This is a genomic window from Enterococcus sp. FR204, assembly GCF_031143325.1.
Taxonomy (GTDB): Bacteria; Bacillota; Bacilli; order Lactobacillales; family Enterococcaceae; genus Enterococcus_B; species Enterococcus_B faecium.
Window position 1 is genome coordinate 1 of the sequence record NZ_JAKZIW010000047.1, and the last position, 16,603, is coordinate 16,603.

The 16,603-nt window shown below is 38.5% G+C and carries 17 protein-coding genes; 14 read left to right on the forward strand and 3 right to left on the reverse strand.

The features are described from left to right. Positions 1-226 precede the first annotated feature (226 nt). The 12 genes from rplM to RG571_RS10020 all read left to right on the forward strand — a co-directional run bounded on the left by rplM (position 227) and on the right by RG571_RS10020 (position 12,212). Positions 227-655: a 50S ribosomal protein L13 gene (gene rplM, locus RG571_RS09965; protein ID WP_002323724.1), complete on the forward strand. Its 429-nt coding sequence runs from the start codon at positions 227-229 to the stop codon at positions 653-655. Between the two features lie 15 nt (positions 656-670). After that, on the forward strand, positions 671-1,063 hold the full coding sequence (gene rpsI, locus RG571_RS09970; RefSeq protein WP_002287505.1) for a 30S ribosomal protein S9: 393 nt from the start codon (positions 671-673) through the stop codon (positions 1,061-1,063). Between the two features lie 528 nt (positions 1,064-1,591). Next, complete coding sequence (locus tag RG571_RS09975; RefSeq protein ID WP_002318811.1) at positions 1,592-1,807, forward strand: hypothetical protein; 216 nt, start codon at positions 1,592-1,594, stop codon at positions 1,805-1,807. A gap of 2 nt (positions 1,808-1,809) precedes the next feature. After that, positions 1,810-2,727, forward strand: coding sequence for an ATP-binding cassette domain-containing protein (locus RG571_RS09980; RefSeq protein WP_002287502.1), 918 nt, complete (start codon positions 1,810-1,812; stop codon positions 2,725-2,727). Continuing rightward, positions 2,720-3,502 carry an ABC transporter permease subunit gene (locus RG571_RS09985; protein ID WP_002339695.1) on the forward strand — a complete coding sequence of 261 codons (783 nt, stop codon included), beginning with the start codon at positions 2,720-2,722 and terminating at the stop codon, positions 3,500-3,502. Before RG571_RS09980 ends, RG571_RS09985 begins: the two co-directional genes overlap by 8 nt. Beyond that, positions 3,503-4,183 (forward strand): response regulator transcription factor, encoded by a 681-nt coding sequence (locus tag RG571_RS09990; protein WP_002376364.1) that lies wholly within the window; start codon positions 3,503-3,505, stop codon positions 4,181-4,183. After that, complete coding sequence (locus RG571_RS09995) at positions 4,176-5,072, forward strand: HAMP domain-containing sensor histidine kinase (protein WP_002376361.1); 897 nt, start codon at positions 4,176-4,178, stop codon at positions 5,070-5,072. Before RG571_RS09990 ends, RG571_RS09995 begins: the two co-directional genes overlap by 8 nt. 194 nt (positions 5,073-5,266) lie before the next feature. Then, the gene (locus RG571_RS10000; protein WP_114635101.1) at positions 5,267-6,916 is read left to right on the forward strand and encodes a DNA mismatch repair protein MutS; all 1,650 of its coding nucleotides are present in this window, start codon (positions 5,267-5,269) and stop codon (positions 6,914-6,916) included. Positions 6,917-7,509: 593 nt separating this feature from the next. After that, positions 7,510-8,445, forward strand: coding sequence for an ABC transporter ATP-binding protein (locus tag RG571_RS10005; protein WP_002287494.1), 936 nt, complete (start codon positions 7,510-7,512; stop codon positions 8,443-8,445). Then, a complete protein-coding gene (locus RG571_RS10010) occupies positions 8,438-9,208 on the forward strand; it encodes an ABC transporter permease (RefSeq protein ID WP_002287492.1) in 771 nt (256 codons plus the stop codon). The genes RG571_RS10005 and RG571_RS10010 overlap by 8 nt, the downstream gene beginning before the upstream one ends. A gap of 536 nt (positions 9,209-9,744) precedes the next feature. Next, complete coding sequence (locus RG571_RS10015) at positions 9,745-10,728, forward strand: tRNA-dihydrouridine synthase (RefSeq protein ID WP_002339699.1); 984 nt, start codon at positions 9,745-9,747, stop codon at positions 10,726-10,728. A 446-nt stretch (positions 10,729-11,174) separates the two neighbouring features. After that, a complete protein-coding gene (locus RG571_RS10020; protein WP_258430595.1) occupies positions 11,175-12,212 on the forward strand; it encodes a zinc-binding alcohol dehydrogenase family protein in 1,038 nt (345 codons plus the stop codon). An 88-nt stretch (positions 12,213-12,300) separates the two neighbouring features. Here the strand turns inward: RG571_RS10020 and RG571_RS10025 are convergent, their stop codons facing one another. The 3 genes from RG571_RS10025 to RG571_RS10035 form a co-directional block, all read right to left on the reverse strand. Then, positions 12,301-12,624 (reverse strand): AzlD domain-containing protein, encoded by a 324-nt coding sequence (locus RG571_RS10025; RefSeq protein ID WP_002318819.1) that lies wholly within the window; start codon positions 12,622-12,624, stop codon positions 12,301-12,303. Further along, the gene (locus tag RG571_RS10030; protein WP_002339701.1) at positions 12,611-13,318 is read right to left on the reverse strand and encodes an AzlC family ABC transporter permease; all 708 of its coding nucleotides are present in this window, start codon (positions 13,316-13,318) and stop codon (positions 12,611-12,613) included. Before RG571_RS10030 ends, RG571_RS10025 begins: the two co-directional genes overlap by 14 nt. Positions 13,319-13,617: 299 nt before the next feature. Beyond that, complete coding sequence (locus RG571_RS10035) at positions 13,618-15,042, reverse strand: glycoside hydrolase family 1 protein (protein WP_002339702.1); 1,425 nt, start codon at positions 15,040-15,042, stop codon at positions 13,618-13,620. Positions 15,043-15,216: 174 nt separating this feature from the next. Between RG571_RS10035 and RG571_RS10040 the strand changes: the two genes are divergently transcribed. Together RG571_RS10040 and RG571_RS10045 are read left to right on the forward strand one after the other, a co-directional pair. Next, the gene (locus tag RG571_RS10040; RefSeq protein ID WP_002318822.1) at positions 15,217-15,930 is read left to right on the forward strand and encodes a GntR family transcriptional regulator; all 714 of its coding nucleotides are present in this window, start codon (positions 15,217-15,219) and stop codon (positions 15,928-15,930) included. A 149-nt stretch (positions 15,931-16,079) separates the two neighbouring features. Continuing rightward, positions 16,080-16,603: PTS transporter subunit EIIC (locus tag RG571_RS10045; RefSeq protein ID WP_308947662.1), on the forward strand; the 524-nt coding region annotated here is incomplete at its 3' end.

Genomic DNA, 16,603 nt, shown 5'->3' on the forward strand with positions numbered 1-16,603 from the left:
TTTTGTTTTTCATTTTGGCAGGAAACGACCCTTTTATATAAAAGAAAGACAAAGAAGTAAAGTTTCATATAAATTTTTCAATCAAGCAGAAAAACGTTGACATTGGCTAGATTAGCGGGTAATATGTTAAATGGTATTGTTTGCCCCACAAAGAGCCCCGGAAACTCGAAGTGTATGTCAAACATCAGAACTTAAATTGGAGGAAAATAACGTGCGTACAACATATATGGCCAAACCAGGCGAAGTAGAACGTAAATGGTATGTAGTAGACGCAACTGATGTTCCATTGGGACGTCTTTCAACAGTTGTTGCATCTGTACTACGTGGTAAAAATAAACCAACTTTCACACCTCATTTGGATACTGGCGATTTCGTCATCGTCATCAATGCAGACAAAGTGAAATTAACAGGTAAAAAAGCGACTGACAAAATTTATTACCGTCACAGCAACTACCCAGGAGGATTGAAATCAATCACTGCTGGCGAATTGCGTGCTAAAAATTCTCGTCGTTTGATCGAAACTTCTGTAAAAGGTATGCTTCCTAAAAACACTTTAGGCCGCAAACAATTTACAAAATTGAACGTATACGGTGGAGCAGAACATCCACATGCAGCACAACAACCAGAAGTTTTAGACATCACAAACTTAATCTAATAGGAGGGAATTTCATTGGCACAAGTTCAATATATCGGCACAGGCCGTCGTAAAAACGCAGTTGCTCGCGTACGTCTAGTACCAGGAACTGGCAAAATTACTGTAAATAAAAAAGATGTTGAAGAATACATTCCACATGCTGACTTGCGTGAAGTAATCAATCAACCTTTCGCTGTTACTGAAACAAAAGGCGCATATGACGTATTTGTTAACGTAAACGGCGGAGGATACGCTGGACAATCAGGAGCTATCCGTCATGGTATCGCTCGTGCATTGCTAGAAGTTGATCCTGACTTCCGTTTAGCTCTTAAACGTGCTGGCTTACTTACTCGTGACGCACGTATGGTCGAACGTAAAAAACCAGGTCTTAAGAAAGCTCGTAAAGCATCACAATTCTCAAAACGTTAATTGCGATTATCGTTCGAGTTCACGAGTTACGAGAATCGTACTGGGCGAAGCAATGCTGAGCGCAGTTACCTTAATCCTAACTTTTCTGGCACTTTCCACAATTTGGAAAGTGCCTTTTTTGTGTTTTTAGCTATGTTAATAGGTAGGATTCTTGGTCTATAATATCATTCGATCTATAAACAAACGGGAAAAAGATCAAGTATCTTCAAACAATATTATTTATCCGCTTCTGAGGTTGTGACAGAAGTGGTCAGCTTCAAGAAATAAGAAGGAATTTACAAAAATCGCTTCTCATGTTTGATGAAGATTGTGACTTGTGACCGAGGAGTTGGTAGGAGAACACCGTTTATTCGGAAGAAGGGATTGTGAAAAGTCTTTTGTCATAACCTCTTATTTGGTAGCTAATTGTAAATCCCAAACGGCATGTATTATTTTTCATAAGTCCGTTTTTAAGGATTAATGTTTTCTTTTGCTTTTTATATGGTCTAGCTTCAGCGAGAAGTTCCAACGCATATACAAGGACGTCTGATGTCAACGATAACAACGATTACCATGGTGGCCAGTCCACTTGGATTAGCACTGTTTGGTGCGCTCTTTGATTGGCAGACAACGCAACCACGTCTGCGAGACAGTCTGATTTTTCTTGAAATTCAATTGGAAAATTTACGCTTTCTTTATACATTTCTGGCTGCTTTCTTTATACCCGTCAACTATACTTCACTTATCAATAAGAAAGAAGGATAAGTATGGATTTTGGAAATGAAACGGTCTTGAAAGCAACTGGTATAACCAAAAAATACGGTGCTGCCAAAGCATTAGATAAAGTATCGATCGAAATCAAACGTGGAATGATCTATGGTTTGATTGGGGAGAATGGAGCGGGTAAGTCTACCTTTATGAGAACTATTATGGGTTTGATCTCGATTGATGAAGGTTCGATCGAATTATTTGGAACGACGGATTTGCAGGCAGCAAGACGACGTATGGGTCAATCGATTGAAACCCCTGCTCTTTATCCAGAATTAACTGCAAGAGATAACCTACGTATCCAAGCAGCGAACGGCGGTGTGTCGGATAGAGAAATCGAAGACCTGCTGAAAATGATGCGATTGGAAAATACAGGGAAAAAGAAAGCAAAGAATTTCTCTTTAGGTATGCGCCAGCGTTTAGCTATTGCAAATGCACTGATCACGAATCCAGAATTTTTGATTTTGGATGAACCGACGAATGGGATGGATCCAGCAGGGATGGCAGAAATGCGAGAAATCATCCAACGTTTGGTAAAAGAACGGGGCATCACCGTCTTGCTTTCTAGCCACTTGCTAGATGAATTGTCACAGATCGCCACTCACTATGGTATTTTGCATGAAGGACACTTGATCAAAGAATTATCGAAAGAAGAATTGGCACAAGAATCTCGTCAATTTATAAAAATTGACACTTCGGCGACGGAACAAGCAGTAACGGTTCTCGACTCTCTTGGTTATAGGGATTATTTTGTCCAATCTAGCCGTGTTATCCAGCTTTTTGAAGGAATTGACCAAGTAGCAGCCATCAATCAAGCATTGGTAGAGGCAAAAGTTCCTGTGGATGGTATCCACCTAGTTGGGCAAAAACTGGAAGATTATTTCTTACAATTAACTGGAGGCAATCCACATGTTTAATCTATTAACTGCTGAAAAAATAAAAGTATGGAAGAGCCGTAAAATGTGGGTCTCACTAGGACTGATGGTCGTACTTCCGCTTTTTTATTCTTGGAACGAATGGTATATGCATACAAAATACGGCAATGAATTAAACCAAGCAACGGATACAGTCATCAACGGTGCAACAGGGATTTTAATGGTAGAAAAAATGGCTGCATGGATTCTTCTGGCTTTCGCAGCATTTGCGTGCTTTTATATTGGGGAAGAATTTCAAAACGGTACGATTCGCAATACGTTATCTTTAGGACGGAATCGAATGACTTATTATGTGTCGAAACTTCTCGTTACGCTTTTGATCACAACACTTGGCGTGGTTTTGATTACGGGGCTAGCCATGCTTGCTTACACACTTGCTTTCGGATTTGGTGAAGTTGAGGGAATCAAAAACTATGGAAATTATGTTCTAAAAGTATTTCCTGTATTGCTTCTGCTGATATTAGGGACATTATCTGTTCCATTGGCTTTGACATTCATCACTAGAAGTACCAGTGTCAGTTTGCTTCTTTCTTTTCTTTATATCATGGGAACGGCCTTCGTTCCCGGTGTTTTCGCAAAAATCAAAGGCTTGGAATTTCTAACGGAGTGGTTTACGGAAACGTGGCTCATGTATACGGACTTTGCGCAACAAGCAACTTATTCGCAAGCACCGAAAATGATTCTGGTCAGTCTAGTAACAATCGTGGTATCATCAGCTCTAGGAATGTTTATTTTCCAAAAATCTGACATTAAGTAGGTGGTCCTGCTGGAAACTATTTTGGTTATCGAAGACGATGAAGCTGTTCATTCCTTACTGGAGGAGGTTCTTGAACAGAGATACAAACTTCTTGATGCTTATTCAGGTACGGAAGGAAAATTATTGTTAAGCACATATCCTGTCGATTTGATCCTTCTAGATCTCATGCTTCCAGGGCTTTCAGGTGAAGCATTGTTAGCAGAAATCCGACAGACATCGAATGTTCCGATCATCGTTCTTTCAGCAAAAAGCGATCAAAGAGATAAAGTTTCCTTGTTGGCAGCAGGAGCGGATGACTATGTGACGAAACCATTTGATATCGAAGAACTTTTGTTACGAATCGGCATCCAACTTCGTCATCAGACTTCTGTCCAAGTAAAAGATCTGTCACAACGCATCTATTACAAGGAAATCTTACTGGACAAAGAGTCAAGGGATGTAAATGTGAATGGCGTGGCTGTCCATTTGACAGGAAGAGAATTCGATCTGCTGAAGCTTTTTTTAGAACATCCGAAAAAAGTATTTTCGCGAGCAAATCTTTATGAAACAGTTTGGCAAGAACCATATTTTGATAGTGAGAAAACAGTGAATATGCATATTTCCAATCTTCGAGGGAAACTAGCAAAGGCACATGCTGTGTATATTCATACGGTGTGGGGAGTGGGGTTTAGATTTGATTAAGTGGCTGTTGCTTCTCGTTGTTATCTTTATGGGAAGTTTTATTTTCTTCCTGCAAAGGGAAATCAAGCGATTAACTAAGAAAATCGCCACTCTTTCTGAACGACAAGAATATGGTGGTCGTCTCTCAGTCGAATTTCGAGAAAAGAATCTAATGGACCTAGTAGATGCACTGAATAGATGGGTGGATGAAAATGAACAAAAAGGACAAGTATTTCAAGAAATGGAAGAAAACATCAGACTATCGATCGTCGGCCTTTCTCATGATCTCAGAACTCCTTTGACTGCTATTAACGGTTATGTACAATTACTGGAACAGGTAGAGGATACGGAGAAACGGGAGAAGTATTTAACGATCATCAAACAATCTGTTGCAAGATTACTCAGTATGACGGATCAGTTTTATGATCTTGCTCGAATAGAGACGAAGCAAAAAGAAATGGATCTCCATACGCTTTCTTTTTCTAAAGAGGTGGAAGAAGTATTTTTCTCTTTTTATGAACAATTTTCTGAGAAAAATATCCAGGTAGCGTTCGCTGAACACTCGATAAATACAACTGTATTAGCAGATCCGCTCATGTTGCTGCGAGTGCTGCAAAATATCATACAGAATTTATTGCGTTATGCAGATGGACAAGCAAAGGTGACATTTTCAAAAGAGGATCCATTCATTCGATTAACAGTGGCCAATCCTATCAAACCAGGAGCGCAAACCTCTGTTGAAAAAGTCTTCCAGCGTTTTTATACCGAAAATACCAGCCGCACAAATACGGAATCTAGCGGAATCGGGCTTTACCTGTCAAAAAAATTGGTGGAAGGAATGGGAGGAGAGATGACCGCTAGATTAGACGGGGGCATCTTCTCCATCTCCGTCAAGTTGCGGAGGGTTTAATTGGCTCTAATTTACCTGAAGTGAATGACAAAAAATTGTATCTCGTTTTAAAGACATCTTCTTTTTTGGAAGGTGTTTTTATTTTGGTGTGATTGATACGAATTAGGTAACGAAGATAGTTATTTTTGTACCCCCTTTTCAAATAGCGCAACAGTGCTATACTAAAACTAACAAATCAAGGAACGGAGAGGGATATGGGCCAAAGAGAATTTATCGTTTTAATTATTATTGCAGTTGTTATTTTATTAGTTGTTTTAGACATTTTTTCACGTTTGAAAGTAAAGGAAACAGTTCGTAGTAATTGGGGAAAAATTCCTTATCAACCGAGATTTGATAAAGAAGAAAGTTTGAAGGATGCGTGGCTCACGGAGAAAAAATTCCGTTCATGGGATAGTGAAATCGACGATCTTACTTGGTATGACTTGGATATTTTCGAAGTATTTGAAGGGATCAACAGTACCTATTCTAGTGTAGGTTCAGAAGCGTTGTATCAGCGTTTACGTAGCTTTGATTTTGGAGAAGATTATCAGTTAGAAAAACTAATTGCTTTTTATCAGGAAAATCCTCAACTGAGAGAAAGAATCCAATATCAATTCGCTCGTTTAGGAAAAAAAGATCATAATTTTGCAAAACAATATCTAGCGGATGGAAAAAGTAAAAAGATTGGACGCGTAGGTTTATTTATTTTTCTTGGCTTGCTTCCGCTGGTGGGTGTAGGTTTGCTTCTTTTAGGGCAAGTACTAGGAATCTATCTAGCAATCGGTGGCTTAGTATTCAATACGGTCTATTATCTAGTGAAGAAACAAACACTAGAAACAGAGCTGAATAGCATGAGTTATTTGGTTTCAACGATTTCAGCCGCCAATCAGTTAGCAAAAATGACGACACCACTTCAAAAAGAGCTGAAACAGCAAACTAAACCATTAAGAGACATCCCTAAATTAGGTTTTTCATTTCGAATGAAGAGCGGGAGTGAAGCAGAATTGATTTTTGAATATGTCAACATCATGTTCATGCTACCATTTATCTCCTATCATTTCGTTCTCACTAAATTAGAAAAGCATTCAAATGAAGCCATCAAGCTGTGGGAATTGCTGGGAGAATTGGAAGTTGCAGCAGCCGTTTTGAATTATCGCACCTATATGCCGATCACTTGCCGACCAGAGTTTACTGAGGGCGGTGTGACAGCGAAAGATATCTATCATCCATTGTTAAAAGAAGCGGTAGTGAATCCAGTCAACTGGCAGAAGAATATATTAGTCACGGGTTCCAATGCATCAGGAAAATCTACGTATGTCAAAAGTATAGCCATCAGCTGTATTCTAGCACAGACGATCCAAACAGCGATTGCAGAACAGTTTACCCTGCAATCTGGACATGTGTTGACTTCCATGGCAATCGAAGATGATTTATTTGAAGGCGACAGTTATTTTGTTTCAGAAATCAAATCGATCAAACGTTTGCTGGACCAAGTGGCTTCCAAAGAACGCTGCTACTGCTTCGTAGATGAGATTTTAAAAGGGACAAATACGATTGAACGGATTGCTTCTTCCGCTTCAGTCGTTCGGTGGCTTGCGGAGTATCCATCATTAGCATTTGTCGCCACACATGATATCGAATTGACAGAGATTTTAAAGAATTATTGTGAGAATGTCCACTTTGAAGAACAAGTAACAGAAGGAAAAGGAATCAGTTTTGATTTCAAATTAAAAGAAGGACCTTCAAGGACCCGAAATGCGATTGCCTTGCTGAAAGTTTTGGATTACCCTGAATCCATAGTTGAACAGGCCCAAAAAGAAAGTTTGTTGTTCGATGAACAGCGGCAGTGGTATCCGTTTGATTAACTTTATCAAACGAAGCATGATGCGTGGGTCCAAAAAGACGATTATCAAAAGAAGTACATCGATGCCAAAAAAGTGGCAGAATTCAATGGAAACGAGTCTGCTGTCCAGATGATCTTGGAAGATTTAGCAAAAGACGATACAAAATAAACCACGCTGTCTTCCTTCTAGCAGCTTTTATCGAAAAAACTTAGCATTAGCGACGAGACGCACGTTCCATGGAAAAGTTCTCCGTAAAACAAACAGAGAAAACAGAAATTGATAAATAACTATTTCCATTTTATTTATTTCGGTTAAAATAAAAGAAAAAAGCTTTCGATAAAAGGACGGAGGAAAGCTTAACATGAATAAAAAAGAAAGAACCTCAGTTATAAGGATCTTCTATATGTCATCGTAGTAGTTGCTGTCGGTGCTTTTATGATTTTAAAAGTTCCAGAGTTGTTTAGATAGTTATTCTATCGAAGATGATCATGAACTAGAAAACACATCTCCTCTTTGTGAGCAGGTGTGTTTTTGTGTGGAAACCAAGTTGTTTTTTCATCTGCTGTATTCCATGATACAATAAAGAATCATGTCTATAAGGAGATAGGAAATAAATGGCAAATGCGCTTGAAATAAATAATTTGAAAAAGATCTATGGAAGTGGGGTCGAAGCATTGCGGGGAATCGATCTTTCGGTGAAAGAAGGAGATTTCTATGCGCTATTAGGGCCAAATGGAGCTGGGAAGTCTACAACGATCGGGATTATTACTTCTTTAGTCAATAAAACATCTGGAAAAGTGAATGTCTTCGGTTATGATCTGGACAAGGATCTAGTTCGAGCAAAGCAACAGATTGGATTGGTCCCGCAAGAGTTCAATTTTAACCCTTTTGAAACGGTCCAGCAAATCGTCGTGAATCAAGCCGGTTACTACGGTGTCTCTCGCAAAGAAGCGATGAAACGCAGTGAAAAATATTTGAAGCAGTCCAATCTTTGGGAAAAGAGAAATGTCCGTGCACGTATGCTTTCCGGGGGAATGAAGCGAAGACTGATGATTGCTAGAGCACTGATGCATGAACCACGTTTGCTGATCTTAGATGAACCAACAGCAGGAGTTGACATCGAGTTGAGACGCGAGATGTGGGAGTTTCTACGAGAATTGAACGAAAATGGTACAACGATCATTTTGACGACGCATTATCTAGAAGAAGCTGAAATGCTTTGTCGCAACATCGGAATCATCCAATCGGGTGAACTGATCGAGAATACAAGTATGAAAGAGCTTCTGTCAAAACTGCAATTTGAAACATTTATCTTTGATTTAGCGCCATATGATACCAAACCTGTGATTGAAGGATATGCTTGTACATTTGAAGATGAGCAGACAATCGCTGTCGAAGTTGAACGAAATCAAGGGGTGAACGGAATCTTCGATCAGCTTACAAGACAAGGAATCAAAGTTCTTTCTATGAGGAATAAGTCGAATCGTTTAGAAGAACTGTTCTTGAAAATCACAGAAGAAAATAATCATACGGAGGAGAAAAATGTTTAATCTTTATTTTACTGCATTAAAAAGTTTAGCTATCAAGGAAACGAACCGCTATTTGCGTATATGGGTCCAAACACTGGTTCCGCCAGTGATCACGACATCCTTGTATTTTGTTATTTTCGGAAAAATGATCGGTGGGCGGATCGGTGACATGGGTGGTTTTTCATATATGGAATTCATCGTTCCTGGTTTGATTATGATGTCTGCTATCACTAGTTCGTATGCCAATGTTTCTTCGTCCTTCTTCTCTCAAAAATTTCAGAAAAATATCGAAGAAATCTTGGTAGCACCTGTTCCTACGCATGTGATTATTTGGGGCTTTGTGATTGGTGGTGTGGGTCGCAGTATTCTCGTCGGCTCTCTCGTAACGATCATTTCCTTGTTCTTTGTACCACTTCATGTGTATTCATGGTTCATGGTCATCATTACATTATTGATGACGGCAATCTTGTTTTCGTTAGCAGGACTGCTCAACGGGATTTTTGCTCAGTCTTATGATGATGTATCGATCGTGCCTACATTTGTCTTGCAGCCGTTAACTTATCTAGGTGGCGTTTTCTATGCCATCTCTATGTTACCGCCCTTTTGGCAAGCTGTTTCGAAAGTCAATCCGATCGTTTATATGATCTCCGGTTTCCGTTACGGATTCCTTGGAACGATCGATGTGCCAGTAGCAACATCGATGATCGTACTTGTGTTATTCATCGTTGTTTTGTACGCCGTTACTTGGTATTTGATTAATAAAGGAAGAGGATTGAGAAGTTAGAAAAGAGGTTGTGAAATCAGCGTTTTGACCTGAGTATTAAAGAAACAAACGGAAAAATAGTTCCTCATATTTTGTTGTTTTTTGAGCGAATACCGAGGGTCAGCTGATTGAACAATGTTTAGTGGAGAGGTTGTGAAAAAGCTGTTCTGCATCAAGTAATAAGAACAGCCAAACAAAAATAGCTTCTCATATTTTTCGTTTGGTTGGGCTTTTTACCGCAGATGCAAGCTTTTGAACACCGTTTAAGAAAGAGGTCGTAAGCCTGCCATTCAGCTCCGAGTCATAAGGAGCAATTTCAAAAAACAGCTTCTCATGTTTGATGAATATTTTAACTTGTGACCGAGGAGTTGGCAGGAGAACACCATTTATTCCGGAAAAGGGACTGTGAAGATTTTTGTCACAGTCCTCTTTTTGTTCAATCAGACAAACCTTCTGAGCTGTTCACTTTGCTTCTTTTTTTGTTTCCTAGTATAATGACAATGCTTTTGAGAAAGATTGCGACTTCACTGCTTGATAGAATGGAGAGTAACAAATAAATGACTACTAATTTTTGGAAAGAGCTGCCAAAGCCTTTTTTTGTTTTAGCACCAATGGAAGATGTCACAGATGTTGTATTTCGCCATGTCGTAAAGCATGCAGCAGCACCGGATGTCTTCTTTACTGAGTTTACAAACTCAGACAGTTTCTGTCATCCAGATGGAAAAGACAGTGTACGAGGAAGATTAACATTTACAGAAGATGAACAGCCGATGGTTGCCCATATTTGGGGAGACAAGCCAGAATTTTTTAGAGAAATGAGCATTGCTATGGCAGAAATGGGCTTCCAAGGAATCGATATCAACATGGGCTGCCCAGTCCCTAATGTAGCAGAACGTGGAAAAGGCAGTGGCTTGATCCTTCGTCCAGAAGTAGCGGCACAATTGATTGAAGCAGCTAAAGCTGGCGGTTTGCCTGTCAGCGTCAAGACGCGTATCGGCTATACGGAAATTTCTGAGATGGAAGAATGGATCAGTCACCTACTTCATCAAGATATAGCCAATCTTTCTGTCCATTTGCGTACGCGTAAAGAGATGAGTAAAGTAGATGCACATTGGGAAGTCATTCCTAAAATCATTGCTTTACGTGACCAAATCGCTCCACAAACACTAATCACGATCAATGGAGATATCCCCGATCGCCAGACAGGAGAAGAATTGGCCGATAAATATGGCGTTGATGGCATCATGATTGGCCGAGGGATTTTCAAGAATCCTTATGCATTTGAAAAAGATCCGAGGGAACATACAGAAAAAGAACTGATCGGACTACTTCGTCTGCAACTAGATCTGCAAGATCATTATTCAGAAATCATCCCGCGTTCCATCACAGGACTACATCGTTTCTTTAAAATCTATATCAAAGGATTTCCAGGAGCAAATGACTTGCGAGTTCAGTTGATGAATACGAAATCTACTGATGAAGTACGAGAGATCTTAGACACCTTTGAAAAAGAACATCCAACGCTTTTCAGTGAACAATGATTTCTTGCTTGAACACCGTGAATTAGAGGTCGTGAAAAAGCTGTCCTGTATCAAGTAATAAGAACAGCCAAACAAAAATAGCTCTTCATATTTTGTCGTTTTTTGAGCTAATACCGAGGGTCAGTTGATTGAACACCGTTTATATCAGAGGTTGTGAGCCTGCCGTTTAACTCTGAGTCACAAGGAGCAATTCCAAAAAATAGCTCCTCATATTTTATGAATATTGTAACTTGTGACCGAAGAGTTGGTAGGGGAACACCGTTTATAAGAGGTTGTGACAAAAGTCTTGTCGCAACCTCTTTTTTAACCAAAAAAGTGCAAATATTTTACTTTAAGTAAGAGAATAATTATGATGAATAAAAAAGGTGGAACAAATAGCATACTATATATATTGAAATGAAAACTGTATGGATGCTCCAACTTGATGAAGCTAAGGAGGAATTCGTATGTCAGAAAAGGAATTAATGAAGGTAGTCGGTTTTTATGAAGGGTTGCCGATCGATGATCCAAAAAGCTTTATTGATGAAAAAGAACAGATACCTGTACTCAGTTCACGGGATCTTCTGGTAAAAGTCAACGCAGTATCTGTTAATCCTGTCGATACGAAACTTCGCCAAGATAACGGGATAAGAAATGCTTTACGTATCTTAGGTTTTGATGGAGTCGGGAAAGTTGTTGCTGTAGGTGACGAAGTGCAAAAATTTTCTGTCGGCGATCGCGTTTTTTACGCAGGTACAACAACAAGAGCAGGAAGCAATCAAGAATACCAACTAGTTGACGAACGTATTGTCGCTCTTGCACCAAAAAATCTTTCAGATGAAGAAGCTGCAGCCTTGCCGTTGACCTCATTGACCGCTTATGAATTGTTATTTGAAAAATTTGGTCTAACTCCAGAAGAAAATGCCAATCGCGGGAAAAAAATCTTAGTGATCAACGGAGCCGGGGGCGTCGGTTCGATTTTGAATCAACTAGCGCATTGGGCTGGCCTAGAAGTCTACGCGACTGCAAGTCCGAAGAATTTTGAATGGCTGAAAAAAACAGGTGTAGACTATCCAATCGATTATCATCACGACTTAAGTAAAAGTTTTCGTGAATTAGGAATCGATCAAGTAGAGTATGTCGCTGTATTATTCGATATTACCCGCTACTTTGATCAAATCAAGCACCTTGTCCGACCATTTGGACATGTGGGAACGATCGTAGGGATCAAAGAGCCGTTAGATATAGGTGTTTGGAAAAACCAATCTATCAGCTTCGACTGGGAGTATATATTCGCTAAAACAGACTATAACTATGAAATCGAAACGCAAGGAGAAGCTTTAGCGCACATTGCTGCTTTAGCAAATGAAGGGATTATCCGCAGTACATTGAGCAAGGTCTATTCAGATGGGATGAATGCGAAGAACTTGAAACAAGCAACCAAAGACGTAGAAACAGGACATATGTTAGGAAAAGTCGTTGTTAGTGGTCCGTTCAACGGATAAGCAAGAATACGCCGATTTTTTTCTTATTTGACTTTGATAAAAACAAGAGCGCATGACAGTAATTTGCCATAAGCTCTTGTTTTTTTATTTATAATAAGCGAATCAACGAAAGGGAAAGAATTCCTGCCAAGACGATCACCAATAAGCTTTTTGAAAGAATAGCAGCTAAAAGTGTAGGAACTGAAGCCAAAGCATTTTCGAGATTGATCTGCGGCAGATGTCCGATATTTTGGGTAAATAGACTGCTGAACCATAAAGCAGACATAATGACGATTGGGACAAAACTTAAATACTCAAGCAACGGTTGCGGTAAATCGTATTTTTTCAGTAAGACAAATGGTAGGACCCTAGAAAGCCAAGTTGCTAAAGTACAACCTAAAATAGTCAGCAATGTAAACTCAAAAGAAGGCATGTTTGATCCACACCCCCAATCCGCACCCAATCAGTGTTACAATTACAATCACTAAGTTACTTGGGATAAAAATCAGTCCGACATATACCAGAATCAAAGTGAGTCCAATCAGGATCAACTGTAATCGTTTAGAGGTGTTTCTATCAGAAATGACTTGAAGATAAAGTAACCCGATAAACATAGCGACGATGGCGAAATCCAAACCAAACTTTTTCGGATCAGTAATAAAATTCCCTAAAAGTGCGCCAACAAGAGAAGAACCCACCCACGTCAAATAAGAAATCCAATTAGCTGTATTCATCCAACGAAAGTTTAACTTTTGTCCAGTATAGTTCAATTTATTCATTCCCAGTGCGAAACTTTCATCTGTCAGCAATGTGCCAATCAGCAGATTTTGAAGCAGCCGATTTTTCTTGAAATAAGGAGCAATCGTCATACTCATCAGAATCATTCGGGAATTGACTAGAAAGGTCGAGAGAACGATGGAGAGCAGTGGACTATGGCTAGCAAGCATGCTGACCGTGATAAATTGGGCAGAACCAGCATAGATCAGCAGGGACATCAACGTGACGACTAGTGGATGAAATCCGGCAGCTTTCCCAACGATACCAAATGCAAGTCCAATACCGATATAACCGAAAACGGTAGGTAACGTGTCTTTGATCGCAGTTTTTATATCTAACTTTTCATCCAATAACAAAACTCCTTTAGCACGACATAAATTTTCATAATTGTCGTCAAACTTGTGAATATTCTAAATTTTTAATGAAGACTTGTCAACTTCAATTTTAAACAAATAAAAAAGACTGGACGTAGTTTAAAAAAAATCTTCTCAAGTTAGATTTCCAGACCTAACTTCTGAGGATCACTACATTTGTCACAGTCTCTTATACTGACAAGTATAAATGAAGTATAAAGAAAAAGTATTTGTTATTGGTATTTCTCATTATTCTTGTTTTCTAATGTGTTCACTTCAAGTGGAATTTTAGAATATTATTCAACTAACAAGTCTACATCGTATCTAAATCCATTTGTATCACTTAATTGCTTGTAAAATTCGCCACTTTTTTTAATTGTTCTTTTTTGAGTAGTAAGGTCGAGTGAAACCAGCCCATATCGGTTTTTATAGGCGTTGATCCATGACCAGCAATCAATAAATGTCCAAAGATGATACCCCTTAATGTTACATCCTTCATTTATTGCCTTCCATAAGTAAGCAAGATGATCTTTGATATACTCAATCCGATAATCATCAATTATTTGCCCTGTATCATCCATGAAACGTTCTTCATCCGCAACGCCCATTCCGTTCTCGGAGATAAATGCTTCGATGTTTCCATAATGGTTCTTGATATCCATGCACAAATCATAAATTCCTTTTTCGTAAATTTCCCATCCCCGGTATTCGTTCATTCGTCGTCCAGGCATGATATGTGGTTCGAAAAACCACTCTGGTAAAAATGGACTAGATGTATCCACCATAGAAGAACGAGATTTGACGCGACGTGGCTCGTAATAGTTTAGTCCAAGAATTTGAGCGGTATTTTCGTAGATACATACAAGATCTTCTTTCGTATAATCTTCAGGAAGCTGATTATATTCTTGTAATAACAGGATAAGCTTTTTAGAAAAATTCCCTTTAACCATAGGATCTAAAAAGCTCCGCGTATAAAATAAATCAGCGATTTCTGCTGCTTTCACATCAGCAGGATTTTGACTACGAGGAAAAGTAGGACTCAAATTTAGAATAACGCCTATTTTACTAGGAAGAGCTAGTTCTTTAAATGCTTGTATTGCTTTTGCGTGTGCAAGTATAGTGAAGAATGCTGCTTGCGCTCCGCGTTTAAAGTCAATGAGGTTTGGATAATGAAAATCTTCAAGATAAGTACCTAAAATAGGCCCAAGTGGTTCATTGAAGGTAAACCAATGACAAACTAAGTCACCAAATTCTTTAAAACAAGTTTCAGCGTAATGAACATAAGCATCAACTACTTCACGTGATTCCCATCCACCTTTATCTTGAAGAGTAGCAGGCATGTCAAAATGATATAAGTTGGCAAATACTTTGATTCCATTATTATTCATTTCGGAAAATAATTTTCGATAGAAAGAAATGGCTTTGGGATTTACTTTTCCGGTACCGCCATTTGGAAACATTCGTGCCCAAGAAATAGAAACGCGAAAGGAGTTATGCCCAGTTTTTTTCATTAGTTCTATATCTTCTTTATATTGATGGATGTGATCGGTTGTAATAGAGGAATCGATTCGTTGATAAAACCGGTAAGGTTGTTCTTTAAACCAGCGATCCCAGATAGTCTCTGCTTTTCCTGTTTCCCCTTTTCCTTCTGCTTGCTCAGCTGACCAAGCGGAACCCCACCAAAAATCATCTGGAAAAGTTAGCTTTTTCATAGTTGTCATAATTTTTTTACCTCCTGTTTTCACTTAATGATAACACCGCTTACAACTCAAAGTAAATAGTTTTGTTTAAATATATATATCTTTTTTGTTGTATGTATAATTTTGCTGTGGATTTTATCGGTTTATTTATGTTAAAGTATAGATGAAGATATGTTTTTGATTGGAGGGTCACCATTGAAAAAAATTGCGAAGTATATGGAAATTTACTTAGATATAAAGAAAAAAATTGTAAATGGAGAGTATAAAATTGGTGAGAAACTTCCTACAGGAGATGAATTGGCAGTTATTTATCATACAAGCAAGTTAACAGTAAAGAAAGGCGTAGACTTACTTGTTTCCGAAGGAGTTTTGCGAAGTAGAAGTGGGTATGGGACTGAAGTCGTCAGAACACCAATTGATAACTCACGAGTTCTTGGTCCAAACGAAGGTTTGTTTAGCGTGATTGGTGAAGAACACGTAGATTCAGAAATCCATACTTTCTCAATTGAACTTCCATCGAAAAAAGTAGCTGATAAATTAAGTATCAGTGTAAAAGACTATGTATATAATATTGTACGAAGCCGTTTTATTGATTGTCAACCATACTCGATTGAGCAAACATTCATGCCATTAGCAGTCATACCAGGCTTGGAACCAAAACATTTAAAGAAATCTGTATATGCTTATATCACAAATGAACTGGGTCTGGAAATAAAGACTTCGCACATACGTATCAAAGGAGATACTGCGAGTGAATTTGACGCAAAAATATTAAAAATAGATCCAGGTGAATTTATGATCGAGATAGACAAAGTTGTTGCTCTATCATCTGGTAAACCTTTCGAGTATTCGGTATCGAGACATTTATATCAAGATTTTGTTTTTGAAGCTGTTTTTGTTGAAAAATAAGCTCGGGAAAATTATTTTTTTCAGAGCTTATTTTTTTATACTAAAAAAAGATATATATATTTAATTAAAAGTATTTACTTTTATTGATAAGTGATGTATTATTTGGGTGGAAAAGTAATCGATTACAATAAGCATAAAGGAGAAAAAATATGGGTAAAAGTAGCAGGAAGGACATTGTATTTGAAAAATTCGGTATAGTTGCGACTAAGTTGGGGAATCAGATCCATTTAAGAACTTTGCGAGATGCGGTTGCTACATTTATGCCATTTATGATGTTAGCAGGGTTTGTGACACTTATTAATTCAGTGATCTTAGAACCAACAGGATTCATGGGGGAAATTGTCGATACTAGTACATTGACCACGTTACAACAAATTGGTACTTCAATTGCCAATGGTACATTAAGCATAACTACATTATTAGTTGTAGCAGCAGTATCTTATCATATGTGTGCAAGCAGAAATTATACAAATCATATTGCAGCGGTATTAGTTGCTATTTCGACATTTGTTGTATTAACACCTATGCAGATGATGTTTACTCCTGAAAATGCGGATAAAGCTGTTGAAGTGACGGGTGTGATACCTATATCCTATACAGGAGCTTCAGGAATGTTTGTAGGTATATTTGTTGGATTAGCGGCTACAGAATTATTTATTAAACTTTCTAATAA